Annotated in this window: 16 protein-coding genes and 1 pseudogene; 9 read left to right on the top strand and 8 right to left on the bottom strand. The window is 30.4% G+C overall.

All coding sequences use genetic code 11. From position 1 onward, the window contains the following. Window positions 1-25 precede the first annotated feature (25 nt). Window positions 26-616 carry a TetR/AcrR family transcriptional regulator gene (locus ACIQZA_RS02790; protein ID WP_402879869.1) on the top strand — a complete coding sequence of 197 codons (591 nt, stop codon included), beginning with the start codon at window positions 26-28 and terminating at the stop codon, window positions 614-616. Window positions 617-1,633: 1,017 nt separating this feature from the next. Here the strand turns inward: ACIQZA_RS02790 and ACIQZA_RS02795 are convergent. Next, the gene (locus ACIQZA_RS02795; protein ID WP_402879867.1) at window positions 1,634-1,747 is read right to left on the bottom strand and encodes a JAB domain-containing protein; all 114 of its coding nucleotides are present in this window, start codon (window positions 1,745-1,747) and stop codon (window positions 1,634-1,636) included. Window positions 1,748-2,115: 368 nt separating this feature from the next. On the opposite strand from ACIQZA_RS02795, the pseudogene ACIQZA_RS02800 reads away from it, so the two are divergent. After that, window positions 2,116-2,493 (top strand): annotated as a pseudogene (locus ACIQZA_RS02800) (IS6 family transposase); the annotation flags it as partial. 169 nt (window positions 2,494-2,662) lie between these two features. Here ACIQZA_RS02800 and ACIQZA_RS02805 read toward each other — a convergent pair. After that, on the bottom strand, window positions 2,663-2,911 hold the full coding sequence (locus ACIQZA_RS02805) for a transposase (RefSeq protein WP_402879866.1): 249 nt from the start codon (window positions 2,909-2,911) through the stop codon (window positions 2,663-2,665). Window positions 2,912-3,031: 120 nt separating this feature from the next. Here ACIQZA_RS02805 and ACIQZA_RS02810 point away from each other — a divergent pair, with 120 nt between their 5' ends. From ACIQZA_RS02810 to istB, 3 genes are all read left to right on the top strand, one after another. Further along, a complete protein-coding gene (locus tag ACIQZA_RS02810) occupies window positions 3,032-3,259 on the top strand; it encodes a helix-turn-helix domain-containing protein (protein WP_402879864.1) in 228 nt (75 codons plus the stop codon). Between the two features lie 96 nt (window positions 3,260-3,355). Further along, entirely contained in the window at window positions 3,356-4,639 is a 1,284-nt protein-coding gene (gene istA / locus ACIQZA_RS02815) for an IS21 family transposase (protein ID WP_142511124.1), read from the top strand. A gap of 8 nt (window positions 4,640-4,647) precedes the next feature. Beyond that, window positions 4,648-5,400: an IS21-like element helper ATPase IstB gene (gene istB / locus ACIQZA_RS02820; protein WP_400933163.1), complete on the top strand. Its 753-nt coding sequence runs from the start codon at window positions 4,648-4,650 to the stop codon at window positions 5,398-5,400. A 417-nt stretch (window positions 5,401-5,817) separates the two neighbouring features. Here the strand turns inward: istB and ACIQZA_RS02825 are convergent, their stop codons facing one another. The 6 genes from ACIQZA_RS02825 to ACIQZA_RS02850 form a co-directional block, all read right to left on the bottom strand. Then, entirely contained in the window at window positions 5,818-9,348 is a 3,531-nt protein-coding gene (locus ACIQZA_RS02825; protein ID WP_402879862.1) for an SIR2 family protein, read from the bottom strand. A 341-nt stretch (window positions 9,349-9,689) separates the two neighbouring features. Then, window positions 9,690-10,793 carry a hypothetical protein gene (locus tag ACIQZA_RS02830; RefSeq protein WP_402879860.1) on the bottom strand — a complete coding sequence of 368 codons (1,104 nt, stop codon included), beginning with the start codon at window positions 10,791-10,793 and terminating at the stop codon, window positions 9,690-9,692. Between the two features lie 302 nt (window positions 10,794-11,095). After that, window positions 11,096-11,506: a hypothetical protein gene (locus ACIQZA_RS02835; RefSeq protein WP_402879859.1), complete on the bottom strand. Its 411-nt coding sequence runs from the start codon at window positions 11,504-11,506 to the stop codon at window positions 11,096-11,098. A 44-nt stretch (window positions 11,507-11,550) separates the two neighbouring features. Then, entirely contained in the window at window positions 11,551-11,865 is a 315-nt protein-coding gene (locus ACIQZA_RS02840; protein ID WP_402879857.1) for a helix-turn-helix domain-containing protein, read from the bottom strand. Window positions 11,866-11,867: 2 nt separating this feature from the next. Beyond that, complete coding sequence (locus ACIQZA_RS02845; RefSeq protein WP_402879855.1) at window positions 11,868-12,944, bottom strand: tyrosine-type recombinase/integrase; 1,077 nt, start codon at window positions 12,942-12,944, stop codon at window positions 11,868-11,870. A gap of 36 nt (window positions 12,945-12,980) precedes the next feature. Continuing rightward, window positions 12,981-13,358, bottom strand: coding sequence for a JAB domain-containing protein (locus ACIQZA_RS02850; protein WP_402879853.1), 378 nt, complete (start codon window positions 13,356-13,358; stop codon window positions 12,981-12,983). A gap of 571 nt (window positions 13,359-13,929) precedes the next feature. On the opposite strand from ACIQZA_RS02850, the gene ACIQZA_RS02855 reads away from it, so the two are divergent. From ACIQZA_RS02855 to ACIQZA_RS02870, 4 genes are all read left to right on the top strand, one after another. After that, window positions 13,930-14,301 (top strand): BlaI/MecI/CopY family transcriptional regulator, encoded by a 372-nt coding sequence (locus ACIQZA_RS02855; RefSeq protein WP_400935332.1) that lies wholly within the window; start codon window positions 13,930-13,932, stop codon window positions 14,299-14,301. Beyond that, window positions 14,302-15,480: a M56 family metallopeptidase gene (locus tag ACIQZA_RS02860; RefSeq protein ID WP_402879851.1), complete on the top strand. Its 1,179-nt coding sequence runs from the start codon at window positions 14,302-14,304 to the stop codon at window positions 15,478-15,480. Window positions 15,481-15,517: 37 nt separating this feature from the next. After that, window positions 15,518-15,982, top strand: coding sequence for a hypothetical protein (locus ACIQZA_RS02865; RefSeq protein ID WP_402879849.1), 465 nt, complete (start codon window positions 15,518-15,520; stop codon window positions 15,980-15,982). A 92-nt stretch (window positions 15,983-16,074) separates the two neighbouring features. Further along, window positions 16,075-17,049 carry a hypothetical protein gene (locus tag ACIQZA_RS02870; RefSeq protein WP_402879847.1) on the top strand — a complete coding sequence of 325 codons (975 nt, stop codon included), beginning with the start codon at window positions 16,075-16,077 and terminating at the stop codon, window positions 17,047-17,049. Window positions 17,050-17,364: the final 315 nt, after the last annotated feature.

Genomic DNA, 17,364 nt, shown 5'->3' on the forward strand with positions numbered 1-17,364 from the left:
AGTGATAATACAATGGGGGGACTAAATGTCTATTCACAATATTATGAATTTTGAAACCAAACGAGCTATAAAAAATGCATTACTTATACAAATAGAAGAAGTAGGTTTTGAACGAATAACAGTAAAAAACCTTGCTATTACTGCTAACATTAATCGAGGAACTTTTTATTTACACTATAAGGATAAATATGAAGTGATGGAGGATTTGCAGCAGGAATTATTAAATGAACTAGAAAGCTATGTAAAAAACGTTCAACCATTAGATGCCTTTCACACGATAAAAATAGGTCAACTTTATCAACCATTTATAGCAGTGTTTAAATATATTAAAGAGCATGCTAAAGCCTTTCGAGTTATTTTGGGGGAGCAGGGGAGCCCAGCTTTTAGTAAGAGGATGAAGAAAGTTTTTAGTAATCATATTTTGGACAGAATCTCTGTTATTCGAGAAGAAGGACTTGATCCAGAATTTCAACCATATTTTGAAGCCTTTTTAACATCCGCGATTTTAGGTGTTATCCAAGAGTGGTTAGATAATGGAGATGATTTAAACGTGGAGGAGTTAGCAATGATTCATTTTCGCTTATTGCGATTCCTTGGTGATTTGGCATCTTTGTAGCAATGAGTTTACAAGAATCTGCTTGCTCCAAGAAAGCAAGCAGATGTTTGCATTATAAATATAAATCACGTTTAACAAAAACACGAATCGCCAGCATATAGCATAGCATCCCAATTAAAAATAAATCCTTGCTGCTACAGGATACAAAAAAGCAGTAGCCACTAATGGCAAAGTGTAAGAAAAAAAGACCGATATTTAATGTTAGAAAAGCACTTATATCCAATTCATTTGGAAAAAAGAATCTCTGAAAATATGACTGCTACCAAAGTTGTTACTACAGAGCAGTGTAAAGATGCTAGCAATTCGGTGTCGCAATTAGGTATGCCGTGGAACCGTTATCGATATAGCCCATAATCAATTTATTTGCCGACATAATAATGAAAACTAATGGCAGCATGAGCAATAAAAATCCATACAAGTAGGTTGATAGAAATTCAATTAACGTATTACCTTTGTTACTCATACCAAATGCTGACATCAATTCAGGCATTGTTTCGGTAAGCTTTTATCAAGATATAGATGGCAATGTCGTCCTAACAAAAAATCCTACGCTATGGAGCTTACCGAAAAAATCAGACTATGCACCAAAACAGCCTGAAAGCAACGGAACAGTGGATGCCTATACGCGCAAGAAGTCATGGAATTTTTAAAACGTTCTTTGCTTTTTATCCAACGGCAACGGAACGAGAACTCGCTTACTATGTGAAAAAAAACAATGCCCTTCCTGCCATTGAAAAAAGGTATATCTTTTCAACGCTTATCAATCCCATTATGCAAAAGTCTGAACAACAAGGGGTGTATGGGTGACAGTCAAATATTTAGATGAAATCACAAAAGCCACACAACTGTCGCAGTATGAATTAACCTTAGAAAAAGATGTTAATTGAATGATTGTGAACTACATTGAAAACACCTAACAAGCGCCATTATCGCATTTGTTAGGTGTTTTCATTAAAGTTAAAAGATTGCTTCTTTGCATATTAGAAATAGCCCTTTTCTCTTACTGAGGTAAATTGATTACATATCACAATTAAATGGTCGATTAATTTCCACACCCAGTATTTCACCTGCTTGTTGCAAGCGTTTTATCACAGTTATATCTTCTGGACTCGGCGTACAATTAGCACTCACATGGAAATGCTTAAGTTTGCCTCAGCAAAGTTCCCATCATTTATCTTCCATAGATATTAAAGCGGATAATTTCTTGAGTCTCTCAAAATTCCCTTGTGCGAAAGGTATCTGATAATCTTTCAACCGGTCAATACTTTTTAGGTCGTCAAACATAGTCATTTATAATTTCCAATTGACATGTTATCTTCTTCATTAAGCTAAACACTTCAGTTTCTTGGTTATTTAATTCCTGTTTTCTCCTAGAAAGATTCACTTTTTCTTGTTGCATACGTTTATAGGTTCTAGTGCTAAAATATCTAAACAACTGCAATCTACCTCTAAAGCATGGTAATACTAACACTATTATTCTAAAAAGGGGCGTAATCAGTATGGAAAAGGAACAGATATTCAAGTGGAAACATTTTCAACCGGAGATTATTTTGTTAACAGTGAGATGGTACCTACAGTACAACCTTAGTTTTCGTAACTTGGTGGAAATGATGGAAGAACGGGGCTTGTTGATGGCTCATACAACAATTATGCGTTGGGTTCATCAATATGGACCTGAACTAGATACAAGAATACGACCACATCTGACACTAACAAATAATCCCTGGAGAGTCGATGAAAAATACATCAAAGTAAAGGGGCAATGGATGTATCTTTATCGTGCAGTCGATTCTGAAGGGGCACAATTGAATTTCATCTAAATAAAACAAGAGATAAACAGGCTGCAAAAGATTTCTTCAAGAAGGCTTTGCTGTGGATTCATAGATGTACTTGCTCTTTTAGACATAAAAACACCCCTCTAGATAACCATAATCTAAAGGGGGAAAATGGTATAACTTTATTTAAAAAGGTACATCTTTTTTATAAAAGGTACGACTTTATTTCAAATCTACACTTAAATTTCAAAACGCATCTACGAACATTTATTTATTTCGATAAAATTGTCAAAGCTTTTTTTAATACTGAATTTTCCTCCAATAGTTCTTTAATTTGTTTTTTTAATATTTTTAACTCTTGTTCATATGAAATATCTGTTCCTTCGTTAACCCAACTATAAATGCTAGTCTTTGATACTCCATATTTCAAGCTTAGTTCAGAAACGCTAAGACCATTTAAATGCAATTTAATAATATTTTTTTTGAATTCTTTATTATATGAAATTTTATTTTTTATCACAATTCTCAACTCTTTCAATAGTTATTCTGAAATCTTATTTTATCAAATTCCAATTTAGATGACTATAGTCAGTCGATTAGACAGGTCCAAATCTTAGTTAATTAACTAAGAGGTGAGATTATGAACGTAGTTGAAGCATTTGGAATTACACTAAAAAAATATCGGACTGAAAAAAATCTTTCTCAAGAAAAATTAGCACTAAATTGTAATTTAGATAGAACCTATATTGGACTTCTTGAAAGATACCAGAGACAGCCGACTATATCCACAATTTTTGCATTATGTGATCAACTTGGTGTAGCTCCACATGAATTTATTAAAGAAGTAGAAAAAATTATTCAAGAGTAAAGTTAATATAAATGCTAATTTAAATATGTACATTCCTGCTTGAATAACTATGTACAAAAATGCTCTTTCATTTCATACTAATACCGAGGTGTTAGTATGCATATTCAATTTGAGATTGAGACAGAATTTAAAATTAATAGTCTTTCAGATTTAGCAAATTTTAAACAAGTAATGGAGCGTTTAAACATGAAGATTAATAAAAGTAAATTAGCAAGGGATATGGGAGTAGATCGACGAACAATCGATAAATATCTAAATGGCTTTATACCAAAAACAAAGCGGAATAAGCCATCTAAAATTGATGAGTTTTATCCGATTATTGCCAGCCTCTTATCAGAAGATTCTAAGCAGGTATTTTATTATCGACGCAATCTTTGGCAGTATTTAAAAGACAACCATGGTTTAGAGTGTGGACAATCTACATTCCGTACCTATATTGCCAATACACCAGAATTTAAGGCTTACTTTGAGAAAGATGAACGCTTATCTTCTTTGCATAGCGGTATTCGTTATGAAACACGTATGGGCAAACAAGCACAGTTGGATTGGAAAGAAAGTATTGTTTATGAAACAAGTGATGGTGAACAGGTGGAGATTAATGTAGCCGTGTTAGTGCTGAGCTATTCTCGTATGCGGTTCTTCTACATGAGTATTTCCAAATCGCAGGCAGTTTTATTTTCTTTCTTAACTGATACGTTTGAAAAAATGGGTGGTGTACCAGAAGAACTCATTACTGACAATATGAAAACCGTGATGGATGAAGCACGAACAGAACATTTTGCGGGAAAAGTGAATACGAAGTTTACGCAATTTGCGAGAGATTTCGGATTTAAGGTGAAGCCTTGTGTAGCAGGTCGTCCACGAACAAAAGGAAAAGTTGAGACAACGATGAAGTTATTGGATGAAATCCATGCCTATCAAGGGAAGTTTACTATAGTTGAATTACAAGCCTATATTGAAAAACTATGTAATCGTATTAACCATGAAGTTCATCAAGGGACCAATAAAATCCCGATTTTAGAATGGCAAAAAGAAAAGAATCAATTACTCCAGCTACCAACTGAACGAGTAAGAGATTCCTACAAGATTGATTATACACTGGTAAAAGTCAATGCATCGAGCATGATTTCCTACAAGTCCAATCAATACTCCGTACCACCGGGGTATCAAGGAAAAAAAGCAGGACTACAAGTGTATGATGATCAATTATGGATTTATTATAACATGGAATTAATCGCGCAACACAAAATAAGTGAAGCAAAACTAAATTATCAAGAGGCGCATTATCGTGAATTGATGACAAAGGCAATGCCTGAATACCCTGATATTAACGATTTAGCGAAACGGAATTTAGCAGCGATTGGAGAAATGTATAAATGAATTCATTAATGAGTACAAATTATCAGCAACTACAGCAAAACTTAGCGTATTTAAAATTAAAGCAAATGGGCATCCATTTGAATGAAGTCATCGACTTTAGTATTAAAAATGAACTTTCTTTTATCGATACACTTATAAAATTGACAAACTATGAAATCGATGTACGTGAGCATAATATGATTCATGCGATGGTGAAAGTCGCTGCGTTTCCACATTTAAAGGAGATAAAGGACTTTAACTTTGATTTTCAGCCAAGCATTAGCCAACAACAAATACTCGATTTTCAAAGCCTTCGTTTCATCGAAGAAAATGAGAATATTGTATTCCTTGGTCCAAGTGGTGTCGGTAAGACCCACCTGGCCACAGCAATCGGCATTACGGCAGCTAAAAAGCGAACAAGTACTTATTTTATTAAGTGTCATGATTTAATTCAGAATCTAAAGAAAGCCCGTTTAGAAAACCGCTTAGAGAGCCGTTTAAAACATTATACGAAATATAAATTATTAATCATTGATGAAATTGGTTATTTACCAATTGATCCAGAGGATGCGAAACTGTTTTTCCAGCTCATTGATGCACGTTATGAAAAACGTAGCACGATTTTCACAACGAATGTGAACTTCAAATCATGGGATGAAATTTTTCCTGAACCGAAATTAGCGAATGCGATTTTAGATCGTATTTTACATCACGCAAGCGTTGTCACAATCGTGGGTGATTCATACAGATTAAAGCATCATTTATCCGCGGAAAACGAGTGATTTTGTACATCTTTAAACGAGCAAAAATGTACATATTGGTGTTGCATTTATAGTTAATAAGAATTAAAAAATCTCTAAGTGTATTTAGATAATAAAGCCATTTAATTTATATCCATTTATGGAAAACCGATAGGAAAATATGAATTAAATAAAACTAATGCAAGATAAACATATAATTTTATGCATATGGTAATTCCCCCTGTCTGGTAGCGTCTCAATCCAATGTAGTTCTAATAAACAATAATAGTATTAAGAAATAAATAACCGCCTTTTAGTCAAAACTAAGGCGGTTTTTTAAAATATAATTAATATTGCTTTTTAATCCATACATAGTAAGTTAAATACTTTATTATTTCACAATTCTCAAAGAACAATTGGAAGAAGTATATGCAATTATATTCTATAATATGCTAAAACTTATACAGTTGACATGATTCTACGATTGTTCTTTAAACTTGGAGTACTTGAGTATTCTGTCCAATCGAAATCAATGTTTATACTATATTCATCCTCATTATAGGGTATATCCAAGTCATTAAGAAGACAATCAAATTTATAAATTAAAAAACTATAATGGTACTTTTCCGCAGTATTTCTACCTTTTATCCTTAAATTGTTATATTCCTCCAAACCGTTTTCCTTTAAATGTTTTGTGTAATAATACATTGCTTCGACATAATAATATTTAATATGTTTTAAGTACACTATAGCTCTTTCATAATATTCTATTGTTTTATCCAAATCTGTTTCTAAGAAAGCAAACATAAGATTTTTAATGCCCAGTGAGTAAGGGTTAACTACAACAAGTTTTTTAACTTCTTCCCTACTAATTATCCCCATTTTTGCCTTAATGTAATTTATTTGCATTATCTCAAGATGTTCATTATTATGAATTTGTTCTGAAAGACATTTATCGATAACATTAATATCTAGTTTACCTAGATTATTTAAAATTTCAAATTCAAAGAAGGATTCACCTTCACGATGCAGTAAGTTCTCCTCTAAAATTCTATAAGCCCCAATATTAAATAACATACTATGTAATTCATATCGCATAAGCCCTTTATTTATCTTACAATAATTAATCAACTCCCACTCATTACCATATCTATAAACACTTATAGCAGAATTACAAATTATATTTTCCACCAGATCATCTGTTCCAGCCATTTCAATAGCTTCTTCGAGAGTAATCATTTTTTTCATATTCGAGAGACTTCCTTCAAAATCGCCTGCAATATATTTCAAACTGCATATAAAGATATCTAGTGCTTTATCAACATCCTCAATTTCCTTGAATAAATCTTTTAATCTTTTTATATCTTTAATAAATTTCTCACTTTTACTTATATTACTTGAGAAGCTAGCAACGTTCCATAAATATCTTAATAATTCTAATTTACTATAAGAATTTACTTGATCTAAATATTCTAAACTATGGCGATAATTTTCTATATTATTTTCATAAAGTTCTATAGTATCTTTATTCCTTAAACTATCACTCATAATAATACTCATTGTAAAAATATTATAATCAATGGCCTTGTCATAGTAGTGTTTCTTTTCTTCATAACCTCTCTCACTAAATTTATGTGAAGCAAACCTACCTATAATAGACTGTAAGCTTATACGAGTATTAGAAATCTGAATTAATGATTTATCTTCAAGTGATTTCAACTCTTTTCCAGTCATTCCATTTTTACTATTTTTGAATACATTTAAAAAATTGTCCATATGTATTCCATTTGGAAACAAAGAGATTAATTCAAATACAAGTTTTTCTTTAGATAAAAGTTTGCAATATGAATAATTTATCGATTGAAATAGTGATTTTGATTTTTCTATATTTAAATCTTCTGAGCTACTAAAAATATCATCATATCCTAATTTGGTTGCATTAAAAAAATCCTCTTCTAGATCCTTTTTTATTGCACTCATACTTTTTAATTTAGGAATAATGGACGTTACAATTTTAATTGCCAATGGATTATTATTTAGTAAGTTTTCTATTATATCATTTCTCAAAATTTTCATTTCTTCTTCATTAATTCTATAGGAATAATATTTTTGGAATAATTCAACACATTCATCTGTTGTTAGCTGCCTAAGTTCATACTTCTCTTCAAATTCAAAATTCAACCACTCTCTAGACGTACAAACCACGTTTGCGTAATCACATAAAAAAGAAACTAATTGAATAATTTCTTGTGAGTCGTCCAAATCCAATAGAGATTCAAAATTATCTATAATAATTAGTTTGTCATTACCTACATTGTTTTGAAGCATATGCTCTTTTAAATCAAGAGTATTGTCTAATTTATAACATTGACTAATTTTAAATTTAAAGGATTCGTAATCCTTTATTGGTTGACAGTCAACAAAATGAATACCATCGGTATATAATCCCCTTTGTGCTATTTCAATTAATACTTTTTTAATAATTGTGGTTTTACCAACTCCACCTGATCCCTTTATATTTAATATCTTCCCATCAATATCTAGAATTTTTCTGATAATATTTTCTAAATCATTTAGTCTTCCTACAAAGTTAATCAATTGTTTAGAATCAATTTCTGAAGGTAAAGGTGTTTTTATATAATTTACTTTATGAATACCCTTGACTAATTTCTCTATCACAATTTGTGAATCGTTAATAATTTGAGTTTCTAAATTATTATTTTCATTATGAAGCATACCTTTCTTTAAAGTTTTAAAAATAAAACTATCATATTGGTTTTCAAATTGATTAATTATGATAGGTAAGTAAATATTAGTGGTATCAAAATTATGTTTTTTATACGTAAAAATAAATGTACATTTGACAGTATCATCTAATATTTCATTTTGCAGTTTTTCTAATGTTATACGATGAGCCATTAAATATTCATCTTCAATAATCACATTATTTCTGATTGCACTAGCAAATAAAAATATATATTGATATCCTTCTAATTTGTTTAGATTTTTCACATTTAAATTGAAATAGTCTATTTTCACATCCCAATTATTAAAAGGCTTTATAATTTTATTTATCGAGAAATCCAATCTCTCATTAATAGGATTAGCAATCAAAATAGCAATATTAATAGTATTAATTTTAGTAATTTCATCACTCGGCTTTGGTGAAAGTACAATTTCATTTTGAACTGTTTCTTTTTTGATTCTATATAACTCTTCCAGTAAAGAATCTAATCCCTTGTCCCAATCATCAATTTTTAATGTTTCTACCCCTTCTATCTCACTTTTATTTTCAGTTGAAATAAGAAAGTGTTTACCTTTTAGTTGTCTATAAATGGTATTTATGTAATCAAATTGATATTTAACATATGGATCGGAAAGACTGAATCCCAGGAAAATTATCGTTTTATCTCCAATGATTTTTCTTAGTTCTTCAATAGCTCCTTTGAATTCGGATTCGTCTGAATATAATTTTTCGTAATCTTCTTTATATAAAACACATCGTGCAGCATCCTCTATACATCCATGGATTTTAAATATATACTCATTCACATTATGTAAATTGGCTATATTAAATTGATTTAAATATGTAATTTTTTTAAACTCTGGATTAGCCTGTTCTAAAGATTTGTCATAGTTTGTAGTAATTATTTTGGAAGTTATTTTACCAATCATTTCATGCTTTTTTAATAAATGAGGATTCTGTTTTACTTTATCTTCAATTGCAGCAAACTCATGATCCATAATTTTGTATACTCTATCTTTGTAGTTTACTAAATAATCTAAAAGGTCAATCGTAGACATTAACGGGACCTCGGCTTTAATTATGTCTCTCAATGGTAAAAGTTGTTGATAATCTTTTGAAAGAATTTCTAACATATTTTCAACTAATCCATTCCAATCTGGATACTCCAATGGTAAAGAAAAACCTGATCCAATAAAAAAGACTAATTGATCACGTTTTATAGCTTCGATGATTTGTGAATTCATTTTTTTCTCTCCTATAAAATATTAGATTTTTATTCCAATTACTTATACATTTAGGAACTTGATAAAATTATATATTCCTTTATCTGATTTGATTTAGATGTAACAGTTTACTATCGACATTGAACCCCTATACAAACAGAATAATTCATCATAATTTTAAATATTTACTAAAATAATTATTAATATCAGAACTTCTTGATTTACTGCTTCTAACCACTGCTTATTATTAAATTATCATAAAATTTGCAAGAGATGTAATTAATTTCGTGATTTGTTTTTTAATATCGGGTTCTTTGTTTGTAATAAGAGTTGTTATAACATTGTTCATTTGTAATCGGCTATTATAAATCATCTAGAACTTGTAATTCTAATAATTCTTCACCTATTCGTGCATATCTAGCACTTTGAGTTAAAGATAATCCGAAGCACTCTTGTAAATACTGTGCTCCAAATTTAGCTGAACAATATTGAAATGCTGCAATACGCAGCCTTCTCGGTGTGTATCCAGTTACTTTTTTAACTATGTCACTAATTGATAAATTAGAAATTGAAATATCCTTTATTGATTTAAATGCCGGAAATAGCCTACTAGACTTTTTTCTATTTAGCAATTTTTCACGTCTAACTAGTACTTCTTTTAATAAAATTAAATCCGAATCACTTAAATAAGCCGGTGGCCTTCCATTTACGTGAATATTTTTTTCTACCAGATTAATATTCTCTAACTCTAATGATTTTATTTGACTACTTGTAAGCCCATGAAAATACACTAGCGAGCATAAAAATCTCTCAACAACTAAATTTTCATTTCCGTTCTCAATCGCTTTAAAAATAGTTTTATGTTGATTTAAAGACAATGGTGTAACTTCAATCATACTATCTCTTGCTACAAATTGTTCAATAGGAACGACAAAAACAAATCCATGTTTTTTCAAAAAGGTAAAAAAATTAAATAATGTTCTTTTTTTAATTTGACCATTCGTAAACTTCATACCTAAAAGATATTTATTAACCATATCTTCTGTGACTTCTGACCAACTTGAAATAGTAGTATCTTTTTTTATCCAATAATAAAAAGCTTTTATTTCATCAATATATTTATTTACTGTTGTCCAACTCTTTTTTTGAGATGCATTTTTTTGTTTTAAATTCTCTATTTTTTGAGACTCAAATACAATTAGTTTTAATATAGATTGTTGAAATGAACTTTCAAACAAATTCACTTTCTGTAAAATCTTTACCTTTTCATCTACAGGTCTTTGTTTTAATAATCCTAGACTTTCCAAATAAAACAAAAAAATGTCCTTGTAACTATCCTTAGATGAAAATTCTTTTTCAAAATCAGACAACCATTCTTGTGAAAGAAGTATATTAAAATATTTGTTTCCATGAATCAATTTATATTTTTGTGTTTGTTCGTATTCTCTAACTGTAAAAGGGTACATCTGTAATCCATCCGGTATATAATCTTGTAAGAATATGAAGAATTTTTCCGAATCACTTAAAATATCTGAATATGTTTGTATTTTTCTATTTAAACTAAACATGTAATGGACAAAATTAAAATATAAACCTTTTATTGATTCATTTTTAAATGTATTCCTTAAATAATCAAACTGCGACCTAATATAAATACTTCTGTACGCTATACAATCATAACAGTAATTATGTTGAGATTTTTCTGTTAAATTTGCGCCACAATCATGACAATTATTATCGGAATAAAAATACTTTAAAACATTTTTATTCAGCCTTCTTTCAGATCGAATGTCCTCTGGGTAAAATGAACTTTTGTTTGATATTTCATCAAAAACTTTAAGTTTTTCGAATATAAAAACACTTTTATTGTATAAATAATTGTAGGCGACTTGATTGAACTTTTTGCAAAATAATCATTTACTATATCGGATTCTATAATAGGATGCTTTCCTTCATACCCTTGTAGAACTTTTAAAAAGTCAATTGCCATTCGATTTAGTTGGCCATATTTCCATGAACTATTTTTTATAAATAATATAAAATCGATTAATAGACTGGCTTTAAATTCACTTTTTGCTTTTGAGATTCTATAAGAAGAATCTGTTAAATACTTGTTTAATCTTCGTTTACTATCACACTCATTACATGCACCTGTTACTTTTACAGTCTTCTCAGACACCTTATGACCACATATAGGGCAACTTATATACATTTTTTTCTCCTTTAAATCGGGGGTAATTGACGCTCAAATCCATTTGAAACCTTTTTAGTTTGAAGTTCTTTTTCATTATTTGTTTCTATAGTTACGATAACGGTAGGTTTATGTGCTAATAAATCATTAGGCTTGCAATTAAGCGCTGAACACAATGCATCAAGCGTTACCATCTTTACTTGTTTTGGAGGTTCATTAATTAATGCTGCTATTGAAGGGGCAGAAAGTTTGTACCCTGTTATTTCTTCCATTCTTCTAGCGAGTTCTGCTCCTGACCATATATCATTTTCAGCCATTACCTTTCGTAATCTCCACTCAAAAGCCAAGTTTATTCACCTTCTTCCCAATCATTCAATTGTTTTCGCCAATTTTGTTGACTAACTTTTATACGTTTTTCTATATGTGTACTACTAGGTTCTAAATAACCAGCAGTTGTAGAAACATTGGCATGTCCTAATAATTTGCTCATGGTTAATAAATCTACTCCTAATTCCGATTGATAGGTAGCAAATGCATGTCTTAGTTGATGTGCAGAGAATAATTCTTCATCAGGAATTCCTATATTTTTTTGTCTTCTGTTTAAATTTGCCCTCATTGTATCACGAGAAACCCTATGTCCACTTTCAGATAGAAACGCAGCCGTTTTGTCTACATTTTCTTTTTGAAAACTAGGAAGTATTTCATCTAAGTACCATTTCAATAATATATCTACATCATTTAACATAGGCACCCATCGTGGTTTGTAGCCTGTCCCTCTACTCCCTTTTCCAAATCTAACATGAATCTTTCCCTTTTCACCCAAATCAAATCTCAAATCATTTATATCAACTTTAGTCAATTCAAATATTCTTAATCCTGATAGCATTAAAACTTTAAAAAAAACATAGTCTCTTGCCACAGTAAAATATTTTCTTCCTTTCTTCATTTCACCTTTCATTCCATCAAAAAATGCATCTACAATTACCTTTTTAGGTGGTACGACTCTAATGTCATTATCATCTTTACGATGATAAAATTTATTAAAATCATCTAAAACTTCCGGAACTATAACCCCTAAAACATTAAAAAATTCTAGAGCCTTTCTGTTCCTTAAAAAACTATAGAATGTAGAAATATTAGATTGATACTTTCTCCTAGTACTATGTGCTAGCCCTTTACCTACTAATGATAGATAAAAATTTTCTACATCATCAGAAGTAATTTCCCAACAGAATTTATTTGATAAAGATAAGAACTCATTAATATTTCTTAAATTTAATGCAACAGTTTGAACTGTAAAACCTTTTACCCGTTGTTGCCTTTCCCATTCCCCCAAAATTTTTGCTTGATATATATGTAATTTTTCTTTATCTAAAAAAGGATTATTTGATTCTACAGTATTATCGATTAACTTAAAGCGTTCCATACGACACCTCACATTTTTAGGTAACACCTAACTTTATTAGGTGTTACCATAATAACATGGCGTGTATTTGAAGTCTAACATAATCATAATCCGATGGTTATGTGCTACGATGATAGATGCTGCATTTTGCATAATCGCCGTTTTAAAGACTTCACTTGGCGATGTAAGGTTCATATCAAGTGTACCGATATGACAACGATGTAAAGATAATAGCTCGTGTTGGGTGGATAAACAAACAACTAAAAATATTTCTCTATCTTCATCACCAATAAATTTGATTGCAGTACTCGCAAAATCTTCTGGACTTCTCACTTTGTAATGGTTCAACTGTTCAGCAAGGTATTTCTTTGACAACTTACGTGCCCTTAATCGAATAATTTCATAGATAGGCTGAAATGTTTTTTCTTTGGTCATTTTCTTTTCCTACATTGCTTGAAGCCACAATCTCGAAGTTGGAAGGCTGAATTCTTTCCGATTTCTTGGTAGACCACAGAAATTCGGTATCTACTACATGGCAAGAAATTGTGAAACAATAACCCAAAAATTTTTGTTGCGATAGCCTGTTGACAAAAAATTTTGATGGCTCTTGCCATGTAGTATGAAACTAAGAAAAGGACGTGTTAGGCAGAATCTGAGACGTTCTTTTCTTAGTTGAACTACCGAAATTACAGTGGCGAAAGAAATCGAAAAAAGTTCAATATAAAAGACTTTTCAAGTATTTATTGGCAATGAAAGCTTTGAATTTATAGTAAATTTGTTGCTTGTCTTTTCCGATACGGCTTGAACATATTTAGTGAAATTGATGCTATTATAAACATAGGAATTAATGGTAGTGAGGAGTAAAACCAATCTTATCGTTATCCATTAATAGTTTTTTCTCTATATTAATAAACAATTTTTAACAACATAATATTGACATTTAAAGTCTACATCATGTAGACTTTAAATGTAGACGTGTTGTAGACATATTAAAGGAGTGTTCAACATGGAAATATCTTTTCAAAGATTATCTACAATGGAAAAAAAAATTATGGATTTTATTTGGGAAAAGAATAGTTCAGTAACAACGAGAGAAATAATGGAGTCTATTTCGGAGGCTAAAAATTGGAAGCATAATACAACTATTACTTTTCTTTCTCGTTTAATTAAAAAGGGCTTTCTTACCGCAACTCGTGTTGGCAAAGCTCATCACTATGAAGCATGTTTCACAGCAAAAGAGTATTTAGATTTTGAAACCAAACAATTTATTAATGAAGTTCACAAAGGTTCGATTTTAGGGTTTGTTTCAACTTTATGTGACAACGGTGATTTAACAAGAGAGGAAATTGAGCATCTTATGAAACGTTTGGAGGAATAGATGATGAGCCATTTACTTGTGAATTTATATCAACAACTATTTATCATGTCATTCGTTACAGGGATATTTTTCTTAATTTTCAAGTTGCTAAATGCAAAGGCTTTTACATTATTTAGTGCTAGATGGCACTATTATACAAGTATTTTTATTTATTCATTTTTATTTATTCCCTATCATAAATTGGGGTTGGTATTTTCATATAAATTTAATCAGGAAAATACGTCTGAATTGCCTTTTATACCATCTCATACTTTGTTTGATACATTAAATCTAGTAAGGCTATTGTATGAAGTAAAGCAATTTATCATAGTTTATTTTAGCTTTTTACCATATCTTTTTTTATTGGGAACCTTTATATTTATTACTTTCTTCTTCGTTCAAAATATTAAATTTAATACATATATTTCACATATATGTAATTTGGAAAAAGATTTGGATACCATGAAAGTATTAGAAAGATGTAAAAAAGAGATGCAAATAACAACCAAAATTTCGTTGTATGTATCTCCATACACATCTACACCTTTTTTATATGGGATATTCAAACCCAAAATTATTTTACCAAATATAGAATTTACAACAGAAGAATTGCAGTATATTTTTTATCATGAATTGTGTCATTGGAAACGTCATGATACATGGTTAAAATATCTTATACTTTTTATTAATGCAATTCACTGGTTTAATCCATTAGTTTATTATTTTAGGAATGACATTGACCGCTTTTGTGAGCTTTCTTGCGATGAAAGTGTTACTAAATCAATGAATAACGATGAAAGGAGGCGATATGGAAGATTACTGTTAAAGGTTCTATGGAGCGTTGCTGATAAAAAAAGTAATGTCTATGCCGCATTTAGTAACAACAGTAATGTAAAACAATTAGAGAGGAGGTTAGATTTAATTATGGCAAATGAGAAAAAAAGGTTTAGTCTTTTCTTTATTACCACTATATTAACATTGGCGATAGCGATGATGGTTTCATTTACTGTACATGCTACGATAAATAAAACTGAAATTAATTCGGTTTCTAAAATTGTACATGAACCAGTTGATGGTGAACAGTCCATTTCTGCACCCTCTACGCTCAAGGGGGACCCAATTCCAGAAAGCAAAGCATTAAATGAAGTACCCAAAGTTGTTGAAGGTGAAAAATCAATGTCTGTATCTACTGGCTTTTAAACACAAAAAAATTAACCAATCGAAGGAGTATGATATTGTGTTTAAACGTATTAATTGGAAAGCAAAATCAATTCAAACACTGGCTATTGTTTCAGCACTAACATTAAGTTTAATGGGAAATGTTACTGCAAATGCAGCTACTTCAACTACACCTGATGAAAAATCGTTGTCTGCAATGTCATCTATAAACAGTGACCAACCTAGCACTTATGCTTCATGGGGGGAAGTAACTATAACTTGGAATGGTAAGGACTATGCGTATTCAACTATGTCAACATATGCTGGCACTGCATACTATCTATACGCTAAAATCTCTGGAACAGATGCAAATGGTAGTATTCCTCCTGAAACAAATCATGCGTATAATGATTCATCTACAACAACGAAAAAATTGTTCAGCCGTTCTACAAAGAATGCAGTTACTTGGACTGCGTATGGCGAAATTCGAGATACTTCAAGCTCTGGAACACAAACAGCTACATTGTCAAAAACTGAACTGTAATTTCTCTAATAGGATATAAACTTCTTTTGTGAAATTGGGACAAATATAATTATGTTCTAATCTCATCATTATTTATAGTAAAGGGATGTTAAATGAAAAAATTAATCAATCTTTTACTTTTCGCCGCTTTTTTTATTGTAGGATGTAGTAGCCCAACTCCACAAATTCATAAGTGGGATAATACAAAATACGAAAATTTCGAGAGTAGCATAGGGATAGATGTCTTTAATGAAAATAGCTACAATGGGACAGATAATGATAGTTATAAAGCAAATAATACATTGTATATTTCTGATTTATTGAACCCAATTACAATTATGTTTAATAATAATGGGAAAAATAGAAATTTTATTATGAATATCTATTATGACTATCAACCAATAAGTTTTAAAGTAACTAAAGATGGTTCTTATGAAAAAAATTACACTTTTTCTTTGGATGATAAATATGAAATTGAATTACCTTTATATTTAACATCTGATTTAGAAAAATCTGGCGCTCATAAATTAATGATAACATTTTCCATTGCTCCTGAACTACACGCAAAAAATTTTAACAAGAGCATAGATTGGTATGGAGCAACAATCATTCAAGATATTATTTTTGATTTAGATAATGATGATTTTATCAATAAAACCAATTTTGTGCAATCGGATGCGACAAGTGAATTGCACTATAGTTATACATTAAATCAAGATTATGATTATAGTATCATGGATACAGGAATTATGCCTTTAACTCCTGCTTCTATTAAAGTTAAGCCGAACGAAAGTTTTAGTTTAATGTACAACGTATCTTCTCCTAGTAAAAAGAGAAGCAAGGTTCTATTGTTAGCTACATTAGGCTTTAATCATGTTCCAATAAATGATAGCCCTTATTTAATATTAGAAGTACCTGAAAAAGGTACTGTAATCGGAAAGTTGAACTTTACTGCACCTGAGAAACCAGGGTTATATGAAATTATAAGTTATAGCGTTAGCAACCCTTTTGAAAAATATATTGGCAGTAGCCACATAGAGTATTTGATAGAATCTGCTCCAAGATTCACTTTAGAAGTACAAGAATAATATATGGGGGAAATAAGTGAGTATTTCAAATTTAAAAACCGATGAGATTTTATATTTAGTTGAATTTCATCGGTTTTTATTAATTATATTTCTATAAACCTATTACTATTAGAACATTTTGAATCATTTCGTTATCAAATGAGTGGAAATAAAGACTATGGTAATTTTACTCCATTAGACTAGATATTCCTTAGAACAGTTATATAGCTTTGGTGGTCAACTCCGAGGAGTCGCCCAGTCTTCACTCCAATCAACTATTTACATAGTAGATGTTTTAACAAAAGTCATCCTCAACTTTTGGTGATGAACCCTTTT

The sequence above is a fragment of the Lysinibacillus sp. NPDC096382 genome, assembly GCF_044762845.1.
Classification (GTDB): Bacteria; Bacillota; Bacilli; order Bacillales_A; family Planococcaceae; genus Lysinibacillus.